Genomic DNA, 22340 nt, shown 5'->3' with positions numbered 1-22340 from the left:
TGCTCATGCTTGATCCTCTGGGGCCGGGGCAGGAGCCGTCGGCGCAGGATTGCGGGTGATGAACATTGCATCACCGTAACTAAAGAAGCGGTACCCATGCTCAACCGCAGCCTTGTAGGCCGCCATGGTTTCGGGATAACCGGCGAACGCCGAAACCAGCATCAGCAGCGTGGATTCCGGCAGATGGAAATTGGTCACCAGCGCGTCGACCACATGAAACGGTCGACCGGGGAAGATAAAGATATCGGTATCGCCACTGAACGGCTTGAGCACGCCATCGCGCGCCGCGCTCTCCAGCGAACGCACGCTGGTGGTGCCCACGGCGATCACCCGCCCGCCTCGGGCACGGCACGCGGCCACGGCATCGACCACATCCTGGCCCACTTCCAGCCATTCGGTGTGCATGTGGTGATCTTCAAGACGCTCGACCCGCACTGGCTGGAACGTACCCGCGCCCACATGCAGGGTCACGAATGCGGTCTCGACGCCCTTGGCGGCAATGGCCTGCATCAGCGGCTCATCGAAGTGCAGCCCGGCGGTCGGTGCCGCCACGGCGCCCAGGCGCTGGGCGTAGACCGTCTGATAGCGCTCGCGGTCCGAACCTTCGTCCGGGCGATCAATATAAGGAGGCAGCGGCATATGCCCGACACGGTCGAGCAGCGGCAACACCTCTTCGGCAAAGCCCAGCTCGAATAACGCATCGTGACGTGCCAGCATCTGGGCTTCGCCACCGCCATCAATCAGGATCTTCGAACCCGGTTTTGGCGACTTGCTGGAGCGCACATGGGCCAGCACACGGTGACTGTCGAGCACCCGCTCAACCAGAATTTCCAGCTTGCCGCCCGAGGCCTTCTGGCCAAACAGACGGGCTGGAATCACCCGGGTATTGTTAAACACCATCAAGTCGCCTGGACGCAAATGTTCAAGCAAATCAGTAAATTGACGATGTGCCAGTACGCCGCTCTCCCCGTCCAGGGTCAGCAGGCGACTGTTGCGGCGCTCCGCCAAAGGATGGCGTGCGATGAGTGAATCAGGGAGCTCGAAAGTAAAGTCAGCAACGCGCATGATAGGTTTCGTCTAGCAGGGCCGGGGAGTTTAACGGACTTGGCAAAAATAGACCAATAAGTTGTTGACCGACCTAAACCTCATCTCTATACTTCGCCGCCATTGAGCCCTGATGGCGGAATTGGTAGACGCGGCGGATTCAAAATCCGTTTTCGAAAGAAGTGGGAGTTCGATTCTCCCTCGGGGCACCAGCACAATGAAGAAAGGCCTTGATTATCAAGGCCTTTTTTTTCGCCTGGCGTAATCTTGGCGTAATGACACGGCAGCGCCCTGCAGCATTGGGCCATGCAGATACACCTGCTGCTGGCGACGAATGCGCGCTCACAGCACGAAGGCGCGGCACACTGGCCGCCACCCCCTATAGGACTCAGATCCTAAAATCTGTGGGGTGCCGAAAAATTAGTAATATTGGTAATACGCCTCCGAAAAAACCGCCACAGCCCTTCCAAATCAAGGCTTTCAGCAATTCCGGAAAAGGCGATATTGAAGCGATACATTGGCGATATTGTTACCTTTCTAAATAGCTATATTTACATTCTTTAAAACCCAATGAATCCGGGGGTTTGGGGAAAATATTACGTTTTATATCGCTTGATATTACTTCGCCATGTAATACCGGAAAGCCACGGAAATCGTGGCCTGCAGAGCAGTTCGATGGGTCGTATAGCCAATATCGCTGTTTTCAGAATTACCCCCCTCGCTCTGAGAACAAATCTCATCAAAACCCTGTTTTTAACGCCTCCAAAAATGGCACGCGAATGCAGCAGCGCATGTGCAGCCCCGTGAAAACTGGTTTCACCCCAGATATCGGCTGTAGGCCACGGCTGGCCTGATGCACGCCGCGTAGCGTCCTGCCCGGATTGATTGCTTTACACCGGTACTTTCTGATCGATCACGATTTTGAAAATGCACCGAAACACCCGTTTTCGCATTTTTCGCCCAATGAACCCGGGGGTGTCAGCCTTTGGCCGTTTTCACCTGGTCGGCGCGTCGCTGTGCAACCGCGCTGCATTTCCTTGCAAAACCTTTCACAAAATGAAAAGGCCGATCACCTGCAGAGGCCCAAGGGCGGGGCGGGCTGCAGCCGTGTTCGCACTACCCGGCGAATTGCACAAAAAAATCACGCAAAGCCCGTCGGCGGGAGGGGGATAAGTGCTTTTTCAGATGATTTTTTCTTATCGCCGCGACTTTCAGCGGGCGCATTTCGTCTGGAGAGCTGGCACAGCACGATCCAATACATTACTGTTCATCCATACAGTTATCTTAGAGCAGATGATTATGGATATGCACAAAATCGAACGGACAGCTGCAATCGCCACCTGGAAGGTCTTGCTACACGACAGCGAAGCTTTGCTCGAGAACCCTGGCGCTCAGCACAAAACTCTGCGGAGGACTGCTCAATCACTGCACAGGTCCCTTATTATTGACCATGACGACCTTTGCGACATGTTGGAGCTTGCTGATGGGGCACTGGCATATGCCGTAGAAAGGCACCTTGATCCGGTTCATCTGGAGATGGGCAGCATTCACGACTGAGAACTAAAGGACTAAGGTGATGAATCTGCGCACGCTGGAAATGCCCCCATGCACACGCACAGCGGTTCTTAAGCTGCTAATAGCTATCGAAACCACAGAATCAGATCAGGCATTAAACATGGCGGGACAGCGAGCGGAAGGGTTCGTATTCGGTCTGGAGACCGCTGGGGCATTCAAGCCCGCTGCAATCGAGGCGCTGTATGTGGGCTTTGAGACTGCGTGTCGCACCCATCAGGGAAAGCTAGACACGCTACACGTAGACATTTGAACCAAGATAGGGAGCATGAGGCATTCGGAGGTTTTACTAGCCCTTGATAAATTTCTTAACCATTTGAAGCTTTTTAATTTCTTTATCTACACTGGTTACATTGGTAGTAATAAACTGCAAAAAGCTATCCCAGTCCCTATGTTTAAATGGGTTCTGGAGGAGAAATAAAATGATATGAGTCACGAACGAGAGAAGACTCTGATTCTTCAAACCGATATGGAACGGTTTTTTTCCACCATGCACATTTGAATGCCGAGCCAGTCTTAATGACTCCAAAATATTTTTTTGAAGCTCACGATCTTCAAAGAAGAAGCAGGCTCTTTTAAGCAGCAAATCCGTATCATCAGTTCCCGTCGCTCTTTCCATGGTAGCCCAAAGCATCATAAAACGTTGGGCTGGGTCATAGCTATCCGTTGCAGAAATAAAAAGTTTTAGTATTTCGGTTATTCGGACACTGAAAGGACACAAGCGTAATTGTTTCAGAAGAATGTCTACCGTGTGTTCGGCCAACTCTGGATTCAATATGTTAAGCAACGCAGGCTGTCTATATTGAGGTTCATACCATAGCCCGTCGTTAACTACCTCTCCCGAGGGCTTGTGAAGAGTATGCAATGGGCCAAGCTGGAGAATGCTTGCGGTTGGGTGTCTTTGTTCCTCATATTGAGAGAAAAGATTTCTGCTTCTGCTTGTATTTAGTTGAAAAAGTGCACGATACACATTAAGTACATCCATCCCCATGTTATAGGCCGTTTTCTTGTCGGGTGCATTTATCTTCACAGTAACAAAAGTAAAGTCAACTTCTGATCCAAATTTCAATCGCTGATGCTGTTCTATTATTTTCTTTCGTTGGGCATTATACTTAACCGGCACCACTGGACTAAAAGATATGGTAGAGCCATTGATATTTCTGCGTTTAAGCGTCTGTAGGGCAGGCAAATTAACAGATGTGACAAGGACATATTCTTCACGCACCCTCAACAGCCTCGCACACTTCCCTCCTAGGGTAACGGTGATATCTTGCACACGCCTTATACCGTCCCGCTTAAAAAGTTCCAATACAGAATTGACAAGCGCGTCAAAAACCACCTCATCCTCAATTTGATACGTGTGTTTCAAATTGACGTAGAGAGCATCAAATAATATAGCTGCACCCCCGTCGTAAGACACAGCTCCATTCTCAAGGACATTTAAATGAGTCCTCAAAACATCTACGATTTGCGTTGCTACGGTGTCATTCCTGAACTTCAAACCCGATCCCTCGATTACGATTATTTGAGCGTGACGGCCCCCAGTTTCGATGCAAGCAACCCGGCCTGAGCGGAATCAGCCACAAAATTTGAGGCGGTAGTAGGCACAGGCGTAGGTCCGTGGGTATGGGCGGCTATTTCGCTGGCGATCTGCTGGACTAGATCGAGAGTGTCGCACAGCACTTGGAAAATGTTCACGCCTTCCGAACCGACATGGTTTTTTGGCGCAACCAACTGCTGACTGGCCCCGGCGACGCTTTTACGCAGGCCGGCAATCTTTTCTTGCATGTCTCCACCCACGGCAGCGTTGTGAGTTTTGCTGACGACCAGGTTGTAATCGCGCCCGGTCGCTTGGTGCATGTCGTCGACGGCGGCGAGTGTGGCGGTACCGGCTGAATTCAGCTTGAGCGCGCCCAGGGCGTTGATCCGCTTGATGCCCCCTACGTCCTCGGTGGAATGGTTCTCTACGTCCTGGACGTGGCTCTGGTATTTCTCGCTGTTGCCCAGAGCTTCCACCTCGCGTTCCAGGGAATGGTCGCGAATCTTGCCGTCTGTGAGGCGCAGCCAGTTGCCGTCCGCGTCGACGCGCTGCTGCACGGCGTCACTGTGCTGCCACACCTGGTCACCCTTCGGCACCTTGGGCAGGCTCAGGCCGTGCGGCAGGATCGTTTGGATATAGGGTTTGCTGGGCGAGCCATACGCAAAGCACACCACCACCTGGGTGCCTTCCTGTGGAAACGCAAACATGCCCATCTCTTCGCCACCTGAGGGCAACGGCAGCGGCACACCAGTGAGCCGTGGCACGGCGGGATCTGCTTCACCGTCCTGGCCAAGTACTTCGATGTCGACCGCATAGCGCGGGCGGAAGTCGTCGCACATGGATGCGCCGGCGGGAGCGTCAGCCACCCCAACTACGCGGGCGAATCGCGGCAAGTGATAACCGCCGGTAAGTTCAGGATAAAGGCGTTCTACGCTGCGCTTGATTGCGTCGTCCATCGGATGGCCATCTGTGTGCCGGCAAGCGTGACACTGGTGATCCGCTCGCCCTGGTTGATTGATGCGCCTGGTCGCAACCCGGGAAGGGCTGCAACCATCGCGCTTTGGTTGCCCTGATAGCCGTCAAACAGGCTGACCGGCAGTTGCAGAGCTGAGCGAGCGCCAAAGAAGCTGTCCGCCCAAGAACCCACGAACACTTCCCCGTCACCCTGCTGCTGCCAGATAAAGTCGGGGATCCCGAACACGGTGCCCATGCTGTCCATCGCCTGATATCCCGCCGCCAGGCTGTAGAAAAAAGGGGCTTTTACCTTGGTGTACGGCTGGTCCGGAACACGGAAGCGCAGCCCAGTTTTGCTGCTGATATCGGTCAGCACAGCGCGCAGATCCACATGGCGCAAGTTCATTGGCATGGACTTGGCCAACACGGCAGCGACCTCTCTGCAGAACACAATCTGCTCGACGCCATTAGCCGCGGTGCATCGCTCGACGTAGCCAATGAAGTGCCGCTGCAGCGCGGATTCGTTGTAGCCGATGTCCAGAGTGACCAAGCCGCTCACCTGGGCCCCGGCTTGAATGGTGAACGTCGCACGCCCTGGGCTTTTGAGGTCCAGGCGCACGTCGTCATTCACCAGGGCAACCACCACGCCGCCAATCGTCAGCACCTTGTGAAGTTTCATGCTCATGGCGTCGGCCCCAGGTAGGTGTCAACTTTCTTGAGCAAACTCTCAAAGCCGGTCAGCTCCTGCGGCGCTGTGCCCGATCCATTACCGGCGCCGGCGACCCCGTCACCAGGTGCGGATTGCGACGTGACCGGGTTTCCGGCGCGACGGCTTTCGACCTTCTCCGGGTTCGACAGCTTCTCGGACAGGGTGAACTGGACGATCCATTGATTCAGGGTGTCGTCTTCGCGGGCGCTCACACCGTCGGTGAATTCAACCTGGCGAATGCCGAAGGCCTCGGCGGTATCGTTGACGATCCGGTAGGTTGTGCGCTGCCCGCCGCCCTGGGTGCTCTCAGCCAGACGCATCAGCGTGCGCAGGTTGGTCATGTCCTTGTAGGGCACATTTAGCGCTACGGTCAGCGTCTTGGGCTTGAAGCCCTTATGCGATTTCTCGGTACCGCTGGTTTGTCCCGACATGTCGTCGCTATCGATCTTCAGGTTTGCGGTCACTTTCATGCGCTTGCCAATGATCTGTTCACCGTTGAGCATCAGTGTCATAGGCCCACCAGTTCACGAACAAAGCTCAGGCCCTGCAGGGATCCCACCAGCATCACACCGGACGACAGCACCCATTCATGGCCTGGTGCGTCGTCGCCCTCGAGCAGCTGGGCGCGCAGCTCGCTGGCATCACCTGGGCCCAGCAACCGCGACTGCATGCTGGTGTCGGGTGTGCCGCCGGCCAGCAGCTCTTTCAGCTCGTTCAATTTCGAATCCTGCCCCACGGCCTGTTCGGCTTTGCGCTGGACCAGCTCGGCCAGGTCATCGAGCGGCGAACTATCGGCGGCGTAGCTCTCCAAACGGGCCAACTGGCCGTTGATCGAGGCCCTGGCCTCTTTGAGCACGGTGCAACGCTCAAGCGGGAGAGCCGCCCAAGGCGGAAGCGCTCCTACAGTCGGTAGTTCCCATTTCGACGTGTCCAGCTCGAACAGATGCTGGGCACGTCGCTCGGCCTTCTGCAGCTCGGCAATAGGCATCAGGGCGTTAAATTTCGACAGCACACCGGCCATCTGGTCGAAGCGCGTGCCCAGGAACAGAATCACCAGGGCATATTGCTCACCGGTCGGGTGCGCCGGATCCGCGCTGTCCTCGAGCTTGTCAGCCAGTCGTTGCACCAGGTTCGGCGCTGACAGAAATCGCTGGTAACCGGTCCCCTGCCCTACGCCGCTCTGAAATGGTGTCACCACAAAGCATTTGGGGATCTCGCCAAACTGGCCGTCCAGGGCGGCACGACCGCTGGCCACCACGCCTTTGACCGCTTCGCCAATCAGACTCAGGTCAGTAGTGACCTGCTCTGCCAGAGTGGCCAGACGACCGTAGGCGCTGTCGAGCTGGGCCGTAGCCATATCCTTGGCCGCGTCCATTTGGTCCATCCAGGCGGTGGCCTCGGTTGGCCACTGCATGGTCACCGGGGTCCAGTTCATTCAGTCGCCTGCTCGGTACCCATGACTTCGCCAAACGCTATCTGGTACGCCTCATTGAACTGCACTTCGATGTCGATAGCGGTGATATCAATCATCGTCACGGCGGCGTTGATCGCTGTCACGACAAGGCTCTCACCCGCATAGCAGCCCCGGACGTGTGCCGCCATAGCCTTGGCGATAGGCTCCATGTCTGTGAGGGTGAAGACCCTCCATTCGTTCGCAGCTTTCCAGTTAGTATCGGGGATCAGGCCGTCCTTCAACGCTCCATAGTTGTTGTAGAACTCGGACCTGCTTACCCGGTCAGTGAGAATTTTTAGACCGTCATCCATTGTCAGACCTGCCGTTTCCACCTGGTAACGGATAGCAGCCAAGGTTTGGAGCATTTCAGGCTTATTGAGCCCCACCACAATGGCGTCGGCCTCTTCTTCATCAGCTGCGATGAACAGTGCCCGATACGGCATTGAAAGATGCGTGACCAGAGCCCCGTCAGCGGAGAAACTTTCTAATTGGTACATGGCAGACCTCAGGCAATTTTCCAGAAAGCGTTCAAATAACCGGCGGATGCGCCGCCGAAGGCATAGGCAATACCGTCAATCACGTCAAATACGAAGCCATAGCGGCTCACCGCACCTGAGGGCAGCGTCTCCCATGTATCGAGTGCAGGGTCATATTTGAAGAGTTGATTGGTATAAACGCTGCTTGAGTAGCCACCGTGGGCATAAACGAGGCCGTCAATCGTCAACAGCGAGCGACCGTAAAACAGACTCAGCTCCGATGTCGTCGCCTTGGTGGTCCAGGTGTTGGTTTCAGAGTCGTAACAATAGAAAGCCTGGCCGGCCCATACATAGGCTTTCTTACCAACTACTGTCGCTGATCCGTTATAGAGGCTCGTCGGCGCGGCTTGCAGCGCTTTCCAGGTGTTGGTAGCAGGTGTGTACTTGTAAGCATCTTTCGTAAAACCGCCGCCAAAAACGTACATCTCCCCGCCGATATTGACCGCTAGTTGACCAGAGAGAACACCTTTAGGGATCGGTGCCAGCGCTTTAACAACCTCACCCACTGGGTTATACGACCACAGGGCATCAGTTTCACCACTGCCGCCAGAGGATGAAGATCCGCCGAGAAAATAAATCAGCCCGCCAATTGCCACGGCTGAGTGCCCCTGCAGCGCTCGACTGAGCGTCATCTGCTTCCATGTCGCCGAAACGGGTGAAAACTCCCAAGTGTCAGCACGCATTGAGCCGCTGATGCTGTCATAGCGTCCACCCTGAACGTAGAGCTTGCCGTTGATCACAGCTCCTGCAGCGGCCAGGCGAGTGGCAGGACCGGTTGGCAGTTGAGTGAACGTACCCTTTAAAGAGCGACCTGTTGTGAAGGCGATCGGCACGGACCATTCTGTTTCTCCAAGCGTCTGGCCACGATATTTGACCCGTGCATACAGCTTGGTGGCTTCCGGCAATCGGCTGGTGGGTTGAAAACCGAGCAGGTTGGCACTGACCCAACCACTGTCCTGGACAATCCCTGTGCCGTCCGCTGCAGTCGAAATCATGAATCGGCTTGCAACGTGGGTGTCATTTCCACCGTAAACGCTGAATGCGTCACTCTTAAAAGCCGCGCCGGTACTTACGGCAACCTGACCGTCTGTTGGAGCCACGATCGCGGGTTTGCGTATGTAAGAGCTGACAGTGTTGAACGCTACGACCTGCGGGTTAGCGGAGGTAAGTGTCGCACCGTTATGGAAAGCTCTCGCGTAGTAGCGTTTACCAGCCTGCATCAGCACGTCGTAGCTGCTCAGCTGGATGCTCTCCAGCTCGCTGGTACTGGTCTTGTCGAAAACAAGTGCAGTGAATGCTTCATCGGTCGCTACTTGATAGCGCGTTGAAACGTGGCGGTCGTACCCGACTGGATACACTTGAAATGGTGTGGTCTTGATCGTCAGATCCAGGATGACATCCGTTGCCCCGGCGATCGGGCTGGTGATCTTCGGTGAGACGATCGACGCCGAGCCAATCGCTACGCTGAACACTGATTCGGCCCCGTCTCTGATGACCTTCAAAGTGGTCAGCCCGCTTGCAGCGCCTGAGGCAATGGCGAGTGTGACCGTATCCGCAGCAATCGTTGCGGTGCCTACGGTGGCAGCGACGGTATAGGCACTAAAGCGATTGAAGTCAGTGATTTTGAAGGTGTTGGAGCTGCCAGGGTAGACCAGGACAGGCCCGTCAAGGCTCACCGATACGGGCGCTGCTACGTCGTCCAGATCTGCTTTGTTATCCAGTTCGACCTGAAGCTGCTCGATCCGTGAATTGATAGCAGTGAAATCCGCAGTGAAATCGAACTGCCAGCTGCTGGCCGGCACATTGATCCCGGTCAGACTCTGCGCACCGTCGTACTCCAGGATAATGTTGCGAGTCAGGTTGTTGCCTGCCTGCAGCGGCGGAATCTCCTTACGTTTCTGCTGACGCGGGACGTAGGCCGCGATCACCAGGACGTCTTCGGCAGACACCAGGCCGATCCAGTTAAAGTCAAAGTCACCGATATCGCTGCCCAGCATCAGGCTGTACACGACCTTATTGGTGGCCAGGTAACCTTCACGCGTCACCGGCACGCTGTGAACGATGTTTGCCGCAACCGGCACACCCGCTGCACGGTCCACCGGCAAAGTGGTATCCAAGCCAGGCACGTTCGCCAGGATGAACTTGGACACCAGCAGCGCTTCGCGCTTGCTCTGTTTCTGCGAAATGAGGCTTTCGCCGGCCAGGGTAATACTTGCACCCATTGGGGATTCCTTAGCGGGTAACCAGGGTGAGCTGGTCGTGGTTGAATTCGGTGGTGTTCAGCGAAACGCTGACGGTGTGGGTGTCGTCGAAGCGAGCCGAGACCGACAGCGAGTCGTTGCCGAACTCCTGGGTGGTCAGGCGCAGTTGCACGGTGTTGAAGTCGTCGAAGCGAGCGGTCAGGGACATCTGGTCGTTGCTGACGTCATAGACGCCAATCACCAACGTTACCCGCGAGGTGCCCACCAGCTCGTAACGGCGGCAGGTCCGGCCATACTGGTAAACGATCATGTCCAGCAGCACGGGGTTTTCGGACAGTTGCTCGTCGGTCAGCAGCAGCTGGACGATGTCCCAGTCACGGTCCGGCTGACGCTCCAGGATCTGCACGGTACCGATGCCAAGGCGCTGAAAAATTCGCTGAAAACCCACGACTGATCCCGCGTCGACCGCGTTGACGAAGGCGTATTTCACGCGCAAGCGGTACAGCGCTTCGGACTCACCACGAAAGCGCGTGATATCGCGCTGCCAGGCGAGCAGATCCAGAATGGTCAGATGGCAGGTCTCGGCATCCATCTGCAGCAGCGGCCAGCGCAGCCAGCCTTCGACCGACTCCCACCACGCTTGGGCGGTGGCCTTGAGCTTGGTGGCCTCTTCGCCGTCCAGCCAGAACGGCAGTTCGAGTTTGATCATGCGAACACCACCGCAAGCGAACGCAGACGGGGAATGGCCAGCGCCGAAATAATGTCGTCGTTGCCGAACTTCATCGACTCGATGCTGGGGAACTGTTCGTGTAGCTCTTCAACCAAACGGCTGAACGAAAAACGCGACTGTGGCCAGGTCAACGTCGGGGCGTAATCGCTGCCGGTGCTTTCGCGGAATGCTGCCCGGATAAACAAAGCGATATCGGCTTTCAGCGTGGCGCGCTGCGCCTCGGTCAGATTGGCGACCGGCCAGACCTGCAGGCTGACGTCGTGCTGGGTCTCGGGCATCACCAGGACCAACATGGAATCCCCGTGGCCGTGGTTCCCCTCGTCCATGATCTTGGCGTTGATCTGCTGCAGATAGGTATCCGCCGGCGCATCCGCTTCGAACAACACGTAAGCGTTAGCGCTGCCCGGGCCGCGTGGCGCCCCGTGTTCGAAATACACGCCATTGGCCGATACACCAGGGAACGCGGCGATCAGGGCGCGGTACACCGCATCGGTGTGCCACTGGTTGACCGCGCTGAACTGATTGCGCGCACGCAGGCGCAGATCGTCGTCCAACTCTGCATCGGAACCCGGGGTGGCCAGCCAGCCGTCAAGGTTCACCACCTGGACAACGCCCGGTACCGGGACCGGCAACACGGCGTAGTAACCCGGAGCAAGATTGAAACCGCTGCCGGCATCGATGGCGATCACGGGGATCGATACCTGTGACGCGCCTTCGATAAAGCTGCCCACCGCCGTGGTGACCAGCTCGTACACGTTGCCGTTGATCGAGGCCGATTGCACACGGGTGCCGATCGGGATCTCGAACGAACCCACGGTCGTGGCCCTGCTGAACAACAGCGAGCCGATCGCCTTGGTCGGGGCTTTGCGCTCGACGTTCACCGCCCAGGCCAGCATGTCCAACCAGGTGCTGGTGGCCGTCTTCAAAAAGAAGTTCGGCAGCACCGTGCCGGTGACGAAGGTCAGGATCCACAGCACCGGCTTGGTGACCAGGGCAGTGATCACCCGCCAGAACGGCGAATACGCACTGGTGTTCGCCAGCTTGCTGCCTTGGGCAACCACTTCGGCTTCCCACGCCGCTTTCAACGCCGCTTCTGTAGTCGGAATGCCAGCGTCAGCAAGGGCCTGCTTAAAGTCCACAGTCACAGGGTCACCTCCAGATTGCCGAACTGCAGCGTGGTGGCCGTGACCAGGTACTGCCCGGCAGCCAGCTCGGTGATCTTCGCGGTGCCCGGTACCAGGCGCACGTCGTTTTCCACCAGCAACTCCAGCTGCTGGATGCAGTCACGCTGTTTCAGGCGGTTGCGCTCAGCCACCAGCGTCACCAGCAGACCGCTTTCGCGGATCATGTGGCCGATGTCCTGGGCAATGCAGGCACGATCCTCGACCGGCAGGGGCTGACGCGACAGATCCAAGGCCAAGTCGTTTTCAGTGATCAGCAGATCGATGTACTCGCTCATCCGCTCACCGCCATGCTCATCATGTTTTCTATTTCGAGCGGGGTCATTGGCTTGGCCGTGTTGATGTTGATGTTTTCCACGTGCGTGCCCTTGTTCTGGGTCTGACTGTTGGTGGTGTTCTGGATGCTGCGCAGCAACCCACCCTGGGGCACCGCTGCTGGACGTGTCGGGGAAATGCTCGCGGTGGTGGCGGTCATCTTCTTGCGGGCCTGATCGGCCTGCTCATTCGCCGCTGGGGCCATGACCAGCGACGGCGCTACGGTCATCGATGAGCGCGCCGCGAGCGGGAGTCTCGCGGTTTGTAGTGCTCGATCCACGGCAGGCGTGCTCGGAACAGCGACTTGAACTTTTGGTGCGGCCAGCGTGGCCGGAATCTGCGCCTGTACACCTGGTGCAGCCAGCGTCGCCGGGATCTGCGTTTGCAGACCTGGGATTTCTGGCGCTTTGGGCATTTCGCCAAACGCTGCATCGATCTGCACGCCGGGGATCTTGTTCAGCATCTCGATCAGGCCGCTGATGGCGTCCCGGAAAATCGACACAATGCCGTCCCACGCCGAGCTGGCCAGGCCAGTCCAGCCGCCGATGGTGCCGAACCAATCCGACAGTGCCTGCAGCTGTCCAGCGATCCACTGGAACGCCGCCGTGTTCATTAGCGCACCGGTCCATTCGTCCCAGTAGATGATCGCAGCAGCAACCACCACGCCCAGGGCAATGATGCCGGCGACGATCAGCAGCACCGGGTTGGCCAACATGGCGGCGTTAACCAGCCAGATCGCGCCCTGCCAGAGCAACATGCCGACCTTCACCAACCCCATCCACGTGTACAGGGCAACCAGGCCGACCACGAATGCGGCGACCATCACGGTGTGGAACAGGAACATCGCGATGCTGCGAAAACCCGTCCAGGTCAGGACTTTCCAGATGGTGACCATGGACAGCCAGACCATTTTGCTCATACCCACAACCAGGGTCATGGCAGCCATGGCCGCAATCAGACCGAACACCACCAATACGGTGATACCGATAACCCGGGTCAGATTCGGAAATAGCTGGGTCCAGCGCATTAGGGTGGTGGCGATACCCACCAGTTTGTCCATCAGCGGGGCCAGCATCGGAATGAGCGCCTGACCAAAGGCGATACGCAGTGCCTGGACCGCCGCGCCGAACTGCTGCCACGGATCCACCATGGCCTTGGCCATCTTCTCGGCGTTCTCCAGCCCGCGCACTTTGCCCAACTGGTCCAGACCGTTTTTAAAACGGTCGGTGTCCTTGGCCAGGGCGGTGATCACCCGCGCCCCTTCCCCGCCAAACGCCTCGGTCAGTTTTGTGCCGGCAGCCGCGCTGTTCAGATCACCGAACTTGCCCTCCAGCTTGCTCAGGATGTCCGCCATCGGCATCAGCTGGCCGTTTTGGTCAGTGAATTTCATCTTGAGCTTTTCGGATGCCGCGCCGATGTTCTCGAAAAACGACTTGTAGAGCCCGCCGGCATCACCGCCTTCCATGGTGCTGCTCAACGTGCCGATCACCGCGAACTGCTCCGCGATATCGACACCCGCCGTATTGGCGATCTGGCCCACTTCCTTGAAGGCATCCTTGAGCTGAGCGCCGTCCGTGCGGAATAACTGCGCCGCCAAAGCCGTCTGGCCGCCCAGCTTCTCGACCCACTGGGCCTTGCCCATTTTGTCAGCGGAGGTTTTGAACAGGTTGTACATGGTGCCCACGTAGGCACCCATGGTCTCGGCGTCGGATTTGGTGGCCTTGGCCAACAGGTTGCTGGTGTTGGTAAAGGTGGCCAGCTGGTCACCGGTCAGCCCCTTGATCGCGCCTGAAATGCTGTACGCAGAGGCCACAAAGTCCCGGGCGTTCGCCGCGTAGTTCACGGAAAACTCCAGGGATTTTTTGTTTAGGGCCGACAGGGCATCTTCGGCCACGCCCAACGAGCGGACTTCGCCCAGGGCGCGATTCATTTCCAGCGCCGGTTCTAGTGATTCGGTGATGGCCACACCCGCACCCACCATGCCAGCCAGGCCCGCACCCATCTTCATGATGTTCTGCTGGCCCTGGGTGGCGAGGTCGGTAAAGCTGGTTTTCACCTTGCCCAGGGGCGCGCTGACCTTGTCAGTCAGACTGAGGATGAATGCCAAGCGGGCGCTGCGGTCAGCCATGGGTTAGAACCTTAAAGTGCTTGAGCGATGCCGTTGGCGACTGCTATTTCCATGCGCCGCCAGTGTTCGTCCTCCAGCCACTTGGCCACCCCCATGTTTTCAATGGTGGGTTCGGTACCAGGTAGCCAGCGGTGGGTCAGGGCCAACAATTGGCCCAGCCCGTCTTCGGTCAGGCGCTCTGCGTGGTCGAGGACTTTTTTACGATCACGTCGATGTCAGGCGAGTACTCCTCGAGCAGCGCGCCGGCCAGCTCCATCACCGTCACCGGGTTAACCAGGAATGGCTTCAGAGCGGCCTTTTCTTCCTGCTTGACGGTGGTCATCAGCAAGTTGTTGGCCGGGGCCACTTTGTTGGTGTTGGTGGTGCTGTTGAAGTACTTGGTCACGTCCTGAGGCGTCAGGTGGAAGGTGAATTCCAGATCAGCAAATTCCAGGGTGATGTCGCGGTTCACGTCGGTCATGGTTCGTTTCCGTTGGGATTGGGTGTCAAAAAATTGGGGTTAGGGTTTCGCCGGCGGTCGCTGAACCACCGTGCGGATGTAGTCCTGCAGGCCGAGCACCATCTGCCGGGTTAGGGCGAGCTGGTTTCGGAGGGTGAAATAATCCGATCGAGCGTCTGCTGCGAGTTCGGCGGGTCCAGCATCAGCCATGCTGCCGGTGCTGGTGGCGCCAGGTACTGCGGTGGCGGTGGAGCAGCGGGCTTTAACGAGCAGCCGCTGACGGCCATCGTCAACAGCACGCTGCAGAGACTTGTTGTGATCGAGCGCATCGTTCAGTTCCAGGGTGTTTTTGAGGTCGTTGGCCTCGCGGGCAGCGAGCATTTCGCGGGAGATCCGCGCCGCCTCGAGCAGGCCATCGCGCTCGGTCGTGACGGAGCCCAGCTCACGCACGGCGGCATCACGCTTGCCCAGGGCGTTGTCACGTTGGTCGGCCACGTCGTCGAAGAGGACGTAGGCCATTAGGCTGATCAGCAGCAGGAACAGGGCAAGACGCGGCAGTGAGATGGTCATTTCAGGCACAGCTCCATTTCAGCGATCCGGCGGTTATGCAGCCCCTGAACGAACTGCTTGCGACCGTTGGGCAAAGTCACGTAGGCCCAGACCGGCGACCCGTCCGGCGCATAGGCCAGTGCCCTGCAGCCTTCAGCGATGCGACCTGCGTTGATCAGGCCCACGGCTCGACTGGCGCACGTGCTCGGCGTCCCAACGTTGTGGCCATGGCTGCTCAGCGCATCGAAGGTGTTCTGCCCGATCGCCTGATTCGTCAGGCAATCCGCCAGGGCAAGCTGTCCTTTTGAAACCACCAGGCTTTCCACCTCGGCGCAGCGAGCGTCGGACCAGTAGTCACCCACCACAACCGGCACCGGGCTGGTGTAACGGGTGATTCCCATGCATACCGTCGGCAGGCCTCGGGCCAATTGATCCGCGTAGACAACGTTCTGGCCGGTGCCTTCCCACTTGCCCAGAAACGCGGTGAAAGTGCTGCTGACCAGCAGCAGCGCGCCAACTGCGATCTTGTTACGCAGGCTCATCCCTTCACCTTCCAATCGCGCAACATCTGGCGGTACTTGGGGACCAGGAGCAGGATCTGCAGCACCATGTAGAAGGCAGTTAGCATGTAGGCGACCGCCGACCAGTCGACAGCGCCGGTCACGCCGGTGGCGGCTACGCCGATTGCGGGTGATGCCTTTGCCAACGCAATGGCGGTGTCCTGCGCGGCCTGGCTCGTGCTCATCGCTGACCCCCTCGTTCAAAAATGGACTGGCACGGGACGCAACGGGTCATGCCGCCGAGCGCTTGCCGCGCCGCCGGAATCGCGTTTCCACAGTCCTCGCAATGGGTACGGCTTGGCCCGGACGGGCGCGCACTGGCGAGCTGAGCCGCGATAGCCTGGTCACGCTGGCGTTGCTCCAGCGCCTGAGCGCGATCGAACGGGCAAACCATCAGGTAAGGCCCTCGATTTCAGCTGCGGCCAGGTACGGCACGCCGTTGATTTTGATGAAGTCCGGGCTTGTGACGTCGAACGGCACCTTGTGCTTGTTCTTCTCGCCGCCTTTCTGGTCGACGCTGAGCAGGCTGGAGATCCGGACCTTGCAGCCGAACGCTTCAACGCGCAGCTCTTCTTCGCCGGCCTTAGCGAAAAACACGATGTCGAACGGCTCCAGCTCGCGAAAACTGCCGGCTGTCTTGGCCTGTTCGATCAGCAGGTTGAAGTTGGTAGTGTCCAGCTCCAGTTCGCCTGCAGCCGCCACATCGCCGTCGACGTGGCCGTTAGGCACGCCCTTGGTCTGCGCCACGGTGGAGTTGTCGGTGATGTCCAGGGTGCCGGTCTCGACGTGAACGAGCAGATCGCCCAGGTTCACGTCGAAGTTCTTGCCGCCAATCTTTGCAGCCATGCGGGTTTACTCCGTTTCAGTGGTCGAAAGGTCCAGCGCGATGTTCGCGGTCAGGTCTTTCGGGCAGTTGAGGGGCTTGAGCTTGATGTAGGCCTCTACGGCCGTTTTGCTCTTCCAGGTCAGGACGATGTCGCCGTCCTTGGGCTGCTCGATCTCGCCCGGGAACACCTGGCCAGCGAACTTTGTGGACTTGGCCATGGCACGCAGCGGGGCCATCAGCGCACTGATGTTCACTGCCATGCTGTTGGCCGAGTTGTTCAAGCGGCGATCAGCAACACGGCGAATCAGCAAAGGCCGTACAGCGCGGGCGGCCTTGTCGGTGATACGCAGGTATTCAATGACCTTGAAGTCGCTGTCGGGGCTGTCGAGCATGTTGCCGTCGCCGAAGAACACGCCCGGGTAACCGACATAGGTCTGGGTGACGGTGAAGCGCGCAGCGTCCAGCGTTGAACGGGTGGCCGACTGCAATGGCACGCCTTCGGAGTCGACTGGGGTAGCGCCAAGGCCAAGCACCGCACCGGTGGCCACACGCATTGGGCTGTCCGCAACACTCACAGAGGCGTCGGCCAAGCGACCGGCCAACACGCCCTGGTCATTGCCATGCATGAGCTGCACACACATGACTCGAGGCGCGGCGAGATCGAGCACCAGAGCTTTCTGAGCCAGCGCGTATTGCGCCCAGGTCTGAGTCGCGGCATCGATGCCAACCGAGGCAGCGATGAAGAACGCCCGGCAGGCATAGGTATTCAGGACCAGCACCGCCGCGTCGTTCATTGCGGAGAGTTCAGCAGCAGCTGTCACCGGCGTGGTGACCACGACTGCTTCAAACTCATAACCGGTTTGCAGGGCCTTGGTCAGAGCCAGTTGCCAGGTGCTGTCGGAGGCCAGTGGCGCAGCAAGACAGGCCCAGCTGTCGCCTCCATTGGCGCGAGCAGCCAGGATCTGGGTTTTCAACTCGCTGGCAGCGGTGCCCAGCTCGACGTCCAGGTCACTGTCAGTGTTGAGCGGGAGCAGACCGCCGGCGTTCTTGGCAGCTGGGCCAATGAACAAGAAGTAACGCTCGACCCCGCTCACGACGCCTTGGCCGAGATTGAGGTTACGAACTTTAACTGAACCGAGTGCCATAAAAGCAGTGCCTCGTTAACGGGGTGAATTAAGGATTTGTTGCAGCACCAGGTTCACCAGCGAGCTGGTTTCTGACTCGGTGCCGGGGCCGAGGAACTGGCGTTTTGGCAGGGTGATGTCCCAGCTTTGCGCACCAGATGACTCGGTTTGTTCGTCGTCCAGGATGCGGATCAGCAGACCCGCCTTGGCGTAGTTCACGTGCTCTTTGATCCACGCCACAGATGGGCGGGTAAGTGTTTTTTTGCCCTTCTGGCGGGTCTTGAACCCGAGGCGGCGCAGGCGCTTGGCCTGCTTTTCGGTAGCGGCCAGGCCTTCGGGAATCTTGTTCCACTGGCGCATCTGGGCTGCGGTGCGGCGCTCGGACACACCGTTATGCTGCTGCGATGCAACCCAGCGGGTCAGCGCGTTGCGCCAGCCCAGCTCGGCTTCGTTGGCACTGATACGGGTGACGTCGAGCAGCTTGCCCAACCCCGCTTCCATCTTCTTCTTGCCCTTGCTCGAGCCTTTGCGAGCAGCGAACGGCGTGCCGTCCAGGTTCTTTTGGTCGCGGATCCGCTGGCGGCTCATGCTGCGCACGCGCTTGGTCACGTTGTTGAGCAGACGCCGACGCAGTTGTGGGGGCAGCTCCAGCAGGGCCAGTTGCTCTTCAGCACCCAGAAGGCCGCGCACGTCGAGATCGAAGGTGCTACGCGCCATCGCCGGTCACCTCGCCTGATTCCGCGATCCACAGTTCGAACGGGATAAATGACCAGGTCTTTTTGAACGCGGTGATTTCTCCGGCAGGATCCTCGGCCAGGTACTGGGGTTCGGTGAACTGCAGCTTGATGTCCACGTCAGCCAGGTCGTCATCGAGCATGGTGATGTCGAACACAGCACCAGGCAGTCCGTCGCGGTCCTGATCGTTGTTCTCCAACCAACTGCCCACCAGGGCCATAAGTCGCCCTGGGTGATCAGCGAAACGCTCCAACACGATCGTGGCGCTGTAGTTCATATCGCCCATGTGCATGCCTTCGACGTCGTCTTTCCAGATCAACTCCAGCTGCACCTGGTCCGTCCAACTGTCGAGCTGTTCGGTGGCCACCAGTTGGCGTTCGATGAGGTAGGCCGTCAAAGCCTGCAGCTTGATCACAGCAGCGCTACCGAGATGCGGCCACGCCCCTGCAGCAGGCGCACAGCGTCCTGACTGAAGGCAAGGAAGGTTTCCGATCGTTCAGGCAGTTCCTTTGCGGTGTTCTCGGCGCTTTCGCGGCGGGTCACCGTTGCGAACTGGGTCAGCAGACTGGCCTTAGCACGTGCATAGACCGCACGTTTGTAGAGTATGGCCTTGTGGGCATAGGCCCACTCAGCGGGGGTAGATACACCTGCAGCGGCCTCTAAGTTCGATACATCAGCGGCCAACAGCTTGGTTTTGACGGCCGCCAAGTCGGTATTGACCTCGATCATGGCCATGGTCAAATCAGCGGCCAGCATCTCTCCCAGGTATTCCGCCGGCAGGCGGTACCCCTTCTGGAACTCCGCCACGGAGAAGTTCGGCCAAAAGCCGTCGTTCTCGATGATCTGTTCCACAAAGGTGGTGGGTTTACCTGAAAAGCTCATTGCTGGGCGCTCGAATAGGGGCGAGGAAACTGTTTCAGTGGGTCAAGGCCACAAGTGGCTGGCTCACATCCACAGTTTCTCGCCGGGGGGGGGTAGTCGGTTATTCGGTTGGTGGTTCTTCTGCAGCGGCCAGCTCTGCCTTTTTCAAGGCTTTGCGAGCAGCGTCGAGCCGAGTCCCTACGCCGATTTCGGGGTAAAGCTCGATGGCCCGTTCAAAGTGGGAAATGGCTTGCGCCCATTCCTCGAGATCGATGGAGATGATCCCCAGCAACTTGTGATAGCGAGCCGGGATGCGCTCAAACAGCTGCCATTCGCCGTCGACCAGGTGCAGTAGGTCCGAGACGTAGGGTTCCGGGGTGCGACCGGCTTTGTATTCAGCCTCGGCCCAGTCGATTACCTCGTCAGCGACGAAGGTCTGCACGTTTCGCTTGAAGCGCTCAGGCAGTTCCTGCTCCTGCACCATGGCCACCTGGGCGAGTTGCAGGCCTTGGGTGAACTGCTGGGTGTCGAACAGCCAGACCAGGACTTGCATCATTACCGGGTTCGGAAAAATCAATTTCGAATCAAGGTAACGCTGCACGTAGTCCAGGTATTTGGGCAGCAGCTCTTCACGCTTGAGCTGCTGACGCAGTTCGCGGCTATCGATCCCGCTGATTCGCTCCAGATCCTTGGCGATGGAAACTTCCATCAGCTTCAAATGCTTGAGACCGTTAGCGGTGCTGTCGAGCGCGGTGGATGGGCTGTATACCGGAGCCGGTGCCCCGGCCGTTGGGCCGAGCAGTTGTACGCGCCGCTTGTGTGCCAGGGCATGACTCATCAGGCTTTCAGCTCCACGTTTTCGGCAGCTGCGAACTTGCCCAGTTGCTCGATCACGTAACCTTCGTTACGACCGTTGTAGTCCTCGACGCGCGAACGCTTCGGGTTCTCCAACAGGTGACGACGCCAGCTGCTGTCCTGGAAGTAGATGGACAGGTTGTCCCAGCTGGTGACGACCACGGCATTGGCGGGGAAGAACGGGATGATGAAGGACGGCAGACCGCCATAGGTCGCGATGACCTGGGCACCTTCGATGCGTTCTTTTTCGGTCGGGGTGCCAGCCTGATTGGCGTACAGCTTGCCCTTGTCGTAGGCCATCAGATCGCTGCCGATGATTGCGATCAGGTCACCGGCATCGCGGAACACGGGATCGATCATCTGCTTGACGTCATGCACCAGGGCGTCGAGGTTGACGTAATCGCCACCTACGCCAAGGGTAATTTTGCCGGACTCTGCGACCACTTCCTGCAGCACTTGGGCAGACATCTGTTCGCGGGCGATCTGCAACCAGCCTTTGTTGACGTCCTGCAGCAGCGGGTGCGTGGCCAAGTCGGTCTGAGGCGCAGCGGATACGCCATTCCAGCCCACCATGATGCGATCGAGCGCAATCTGACGCTGTACGGCAGCGGCATAGCGTTCGGCAAAATCGGGGAACTTGGCCCAGCTGTCGATCGTTGCGAAGCGCAACGCCACGTCAGATTCGGTGTGGAACAGCTCATAATCCAAGCCGTCCAGATCCAACAGATCCTTGGCTTCGCGATCGGTGGTTTTGGTGTTGGTACGGCTGGATACCGGGCCATTGGTGCCGATCATGACCTTCTGGCCTTTGATCTCAGTCACCGGAACGATGTTGATCCGACCGAGGAAGTCGGAACGCTCGGTGATCTTGTCGTTCAGCTCTTGAGCAATGCTCGGCTCAACAGCGAATTGCTGGGTGGTGTCCGGCACGCTGTAAGCCATGCCGATCGCCGCGACCAGCAGGCTGTACTGCAGGCGTGCATGGGTGGTTAGAGAACTCATCAGAGCACCCGCTTTTTGGTGGGGTCGACCACGCCGTTGACTGGCGGGATGACGCGGCCTTGTGGAGTGTTCAACAGAGCGCTGAACTGTTGCTCGATGCGGGCCAAGCCAGCGGCGAGTGCTGCGTTGCCTTCAACACCTTTGCGGCGGAACTCACGGTCCTGCTCGACGGTGGTGACGATGTCATCGACGGCGGTTTGCACGTCAGCGATCGGCTCAGGCTTTGGTTCTGGCGCGTCCACAGCGACCGGTTCGATCACTGCTTGAATGCCGGCACAAATCACCAGCAATTGCGCCAGCAGGGCCTTTAGCGCCGTGGCTGTAGCTTCATCCATTGGGGTTTTGCTCTCGGTTGGGGGTGTCGGGGTGGGTTCGTCCGGGATCTCTTCAAGACCGAAGCGTTTGAACAGGCCGGTGAACATGCTGAAAAGCTTGGAAAGGTCGCCCATAGGTTCTTCCTGGCGGAGCGAGCCAAGTTGCACAGAGCTGGCGTAATAGGCTTTGTAGCTAGACTTCTTGGAGAAATACAGCTCCTGGGTGCCAACGCTGGCTGGCTCGTCTGTAACGCCCATGCCAGTCAAATAAGCCTTACCGTTGCCACGAAAGTTGGGCGTAATCTCAATGCTGGAAAACAGCTTTTGGCCCTGATCATTGAGGAACAGCAGACGGTCGTTTGGCTTGAGCTGCGCTTCCAAAGCGATTTCGCCGGGCTCAAGATCATCGGCTTCCTCAACCAAGCGCACGGCGTAAACCGTGCCGTAGGAGCCAGGCTCACGTTCGTGGTCACACCAGATAACAGCGGTGTAGAAAGACGGCTTGTAGGTCTCAGCGATATCGCGCAGTGCCTGGGGAAGGATCTCGCGGCCATCGGCGGTCGCGCCGCTGGTGGCGACACGTTTCCAGAACGAAACAAGGGAACGGGGCATATGCGTTAACTGCGCTCAATCGGTGAGTTGAGCCGCCAAGATATGGAGCAATCCCCCCTCCAACAATTGATTCACTTTTGCGTTGGTCCTATTTTCGCGA

General features: G+C 58.2%; 26 protein-coding genes, 1 tRNA gene and 1 pseudogene. 2 read left to right on the top strand and 26 right to left on the bottom strand.

All coding sequences use genetic code 11. The features are described from left to right. Positions 1-3: 3 nt before the first annotated feature. A complete protein-coding gene (gene queA / locus BFC21_RS23350) occupies positions 4-1065 on the bottom strand; it encodes a tRNA preQ1(34) S-adenosylmethionine ribosyltransferase-isomerase QueA (protein ID WP_086795915.1) in 1062 nt (353 codons plus the stop codon). Positions 1066-1171: 106 nt separating this feature from the next. Between queA and BFC21_RS23345 the strand changes: the two genes are divergently transcribed. Both BFC21_RS23345 and BFC21_RS23340 read left to right on the top strand, forming a co-directional pair. Beyond that, a tRNA-Leu gene (locus BFC21_RS23345) sits at positions 1172-1256 on the top strand. 961 nt (positions 1257-2217) lie between these two features. Beyond that, on the top strand, positions 2218-2601 hold the full coding sequence (locus BFC21_RS23340; RefSeq protein ID WP_256557597.1) for a hypothetical protein: 384 nt from the start codon (positions 2218-2220) through the stop codon (positions 2599-2601). A gap of 304 nt (positions 2602-2905) precedes the next feature. Here BFC21_RS23340 and BFC21_RS23330 read toward each other — a convergent pair whose 3' ends face one another. The 25 genes and pseudogenes from BFC21_RS23330 to BFC21_RS23210 all read right to left on the bottom strand — a co-directional run bounded on the left by BFC21_RS23330 (position 2906) and on the right by BFC21_RS23210 (position 22240). Next, positions 2906-4117, bottom strand: coding sequence for a hypothetical protein (locus BFC21_RS23330; RefSeq protein ID WP_120266556.1), 1212 nt, complete (start codon positions 4115-4117; stop codon positions 2906-2908). Positions 4118-4137: 20 nt separating this feature from the next. Further along, positions 4138-5112 (bottom strand): phage baseplate assembly protein V, encoded by a 975-nt coding sequence (locus BFC21_RS23325; protein WP_120266555.1) that lies wholly within the window; start codon positions 5110-5112, stop codon positions 4138-4140. Further along, entirely contained in the window at positions 5085-5795 is a 711-nt protein-coding gene (locus BFC21_RS23320) for a hypothetical protein (protein ID WP_120266554.1), read from the bottom strand. Before BFC21_RS23320 ends, BFC21_RS23325 begins: the two co-directional genes overlap by 28 nt. Continuing rightward, complete coding sequence (locus BFC21_RS23315) at positions 5792-6331, bottom strand: DNA-binding protein (RefSeq protein ID WP_120266553.1); 540 nt, start codon at positions 6329-6331, stop codon at positions 5792-5794. The genes BFC21_RS23320 and BFC21_RS23315 overlap by 4 nt, the downstream gene beginning before the upstream one ends. After that, a complete protein-coding gene (locus BFC21_RS23310) occupies positions 6328-7254 on the bottom strand; it encodes a hypothetical protein (RefSeq protein WP_120266552.1) in 927 nt (308 codons plus the stop codon). Before BFC21_RS23310 ends, BFC21_RS23315 begins: the two co-directional genes overlap by 4 nt. Next, a complete protein-coding gene (locus BFC21_RS23305; RefSeq protein ID WP_120266551.1) occupies positions 7251-7769 on the bottom strand; it encodes a DUF4376 domain-containing protein in 519 nt (172 codons plus the stop codon). Before BFC21_RS23305 ends, BFC21_RS23310 begins: the two co-directional genes overlap by 4 nt. A gap of 8 nt (positions 7770-7777) precedes the next feature. Further along, on the bottom strand, positions 7778-10030 hold the full coding sequence (locus BFC21_RS23300) for a phage tail protein (protein WP_120266550.1): 2253 nt from the start codon (positions 10028-10030) through the stop codon (positions 7778-7780). 172 nt (positions 10031-10202) lie between these two features. After that, positions 10203-10718: pseudogene (locus BFC21_RS23295) on the bottom strand (phage tail protein); the annotation flags it as partial. Then, on the bottom strand, positions 10715-11884 hold the full coding sequence (locus tag BFC21_RS23290) for a baseplate J/gp47 family protein (protein WP_120266548.1): 1170 nt from the start codon (positions 11882-11884) through the stop codon (positions 10715-10717). The pseudogene BFC21_RS23295 and the gene BFC21_RS23290, both read right to left, overlap by 4 nt. Next, a complete protein-coding gene (locus BFC21_RS23285; RefSeq protein ID WP_120266547.1) occupies positions 11881-12198 on the bottom strand; it encodes a DUF2590 family protein in 318 nt (105 codons plus the stop codon). The genes BFC21_RS23290 and BFC21_RS23285 overlap by 4 nt, the downstream gene beginning before the upstream one ends. After that, the gene (locus BFC21_RS23280) at positions 12195-14363 is read right to left on the bottom strand and encodes a phage tail tape measure protein (RefSeq protein ID WP_120266546.1); all 2169 of its coding nucleotides are present in this window, start codon (positions 14361-14363) and stop codon (positions 12195-12197) included. The genes BFC21_RS23285 and BFC21_RS23280 overlap by 4 nt, the downstream gene beginning before the upstream one ends. An 11-nt stretch (positions 14364-14374) precedes the next feature. After that, positions 14375-14512 carry a hypothetical protein gene (locus BFC21_RS27640; protein ID WP_371914925.1) on the bottom strand — a complete coding sequence of 46 codons (138 nt, stop codon included), beginning with the start codon at positions 14510-14512 and terminating at the stop codon, positions 14375-14377. A gap of 20 nt (positions 14513-14532) precedes the next feature. Further along, a complete protein-coding gene (locus BFC21_RS23275; protein WP_120266545.1) occupies positions 14533-14823 on the bottom strand; it encodes a putative phage tail assembly chaperone in 291 nt (96 codons plus the stop codon). Positions 14824-14862: 39 nt separating this feature from the next. After that, the gene (locus tag BFC21_RS23270; RefSeq protein WP_120266544.1) at positions 14863-15372 is read right to left on the bottom strand and encodes a lysis system i-spanin subunit Rz; all 510 of its coding nucleotides are present in this window, start codon (positions 15370-15372) and stop codon (positions 14863-14865) included. Beyond that, positions 15369-15893 (bottom strand): lysozyme, encoded by a 525-nt coding sequence (locus BFC21_RS23265; RefSeq protein WP_120266543.1) that lies wholly within the window; start codon positions 15891-15893, stop codon positions 15369-15371. The genes BFC21_RS23270 and BFC21_RS23265 overlap by 4 nt, the downstream gene beginning before the upstream one ends. Next, on the bottom strand, positions 15890-16096 hold the full coding sequence (locus tag BFC21_RS23260; protein ID WP_120266542.1) for a hypothetical protein: 207 nt from the start codon (positions 16094-16096) through the stop codon (positions 15890-15892). Before BFC21_RS23260 ends, BFC21_RS23265 begins: the two co-directional genes overlap by 4 nt. After that, positions 16093-16305 carry a TraR/DksA family transcriptional regulator gene (locus BFC21_RS23255; protein WP_120266541.1) on the bottom strand — a complete coding sequence of 71 codons (213 nt, stop codon included), beginning with the start codon at positions 16303-16305 and terminating at the stop codon, positions 16093-16095. Before BFC21_RS23255 ends, BFC21_RS23260 begins: the two co-directional genes overlap by 4 nt. Continuing rightward, a complete protein-coding gene (locus tag BFC21_RS23250) occupies positions 16305-16757 on the bottom strand; it encodes a phage protein (protein WP_120266540.1) in 453 nt (150 codons plus the stop codon). Before BFC21_RS23250 ends, BFC21_RS23255 begins: the two co-directional genes overlap by 1 nt. 6 nt (positions 16758-16763) lie before the next feature. After that, a complete protein-coding gene (locus BFC21_RS23245; RefSeq protein WP_120266539.1) occupies positions 16764-17882 on the bottom strand; it encodes a DUF2586 domain-containing protein in 1119 nt (372 codons plus the stop codon). Between the two features lie 15 nt (positions 17883-17897). After that, positions 17898-18578 carry a phage virion morphogenesis protein gene (locus BFC21_RS23240; protein ID WP_120266538.1) on the bottom strand — a complete coding sequence of 227 codons (681 nt, stop codon included), beginning with the start codon at positions 18576-18578 and terminating at the stop codon, positions 17898-17900. Further along, complete coding sequence (locus BFC21_RS23235; RefSeq protein WP_120266537.1) at positions 18568-19011, bottom strand: phage tail protein; 444 nt, start codon at positions 19009-19011, stop codon at positions 18568-18570. The genes BFC21_RS23240 and BFC21_RS23235 overlap by 11 nt, the downstream gene beginning before the upstream one ends. After that, the gene (locus tag BFC21_RS23230; RefSeq protein WP_120266536.1) at positions 19008-19478 is read right to left on the bottom strand and encodes a head completion/stabilization protein; all 471 of its coding nucleotides are present in this window, start codon (positions 19476-19478) and stop codon (positions 19008-19010) included. The genes BFC21_RS23235 and BFC21_RS23230 overlap by 4 nt, the downstream gene beginning before the upstream one ends. 100 nt (positions 19479-19578) lie before the next feature. Then, the gene (gene gpM, locus BFC21_RS23220) at positions 19579-20295 is read right to left on the bottom strand and encodes a phage terminase small subunit (protein WP_120266534.1); all 717 of its coding nucleotides are present in this window, start codon (positions 20293-20295) and stop codon (positions 19579-19581) included. Continuing rightward, positions 20295-21314 (bottom strand): phage major capsid protein, P2 family, encoded by a 1020-nt coding sequence (locus BFC21_RS23215; protein ID WP_120266533.1) that lies wholly within the window; start codon positions 21312-21314, stop codon positions 20295-20297. Before BFC21_RS23215 ends, gpM begins: the two co-directional genes overlap by 1 nt. Then, a complete protein-coding gene (locus BFC21_RS23210) occupies positions 21314-22240 on the bottom strand; it encodes a GPO family capsid scaffolding protein (protein WP_120266532.1) in 927 nt (308 codons plus the stop codon). Before BFC21_RS23210 ends, BFC21_RS23215 begins: the two co-directional genes overlap by 1 nt. Positions 22241-22340: the final 100 nt, after the last annotated feature.

It is taken from the genome of Pseudomonas sp. TMW 2.1634 (genome assembly GCF_001703595.1).
Taxonomy (GTDB): domain Bacteria; phylum Pseudomonadota; class Gammaproteobacteria; order Pseudomonadales; family Pseudomonadaceae; genus Aquipseudomonas; species Aquipseudomonas fragi.
Note: the sequence above shows the minus strand (reverse complement) of the source record. Positions and strands in the feature narration are given on the sequence as shown.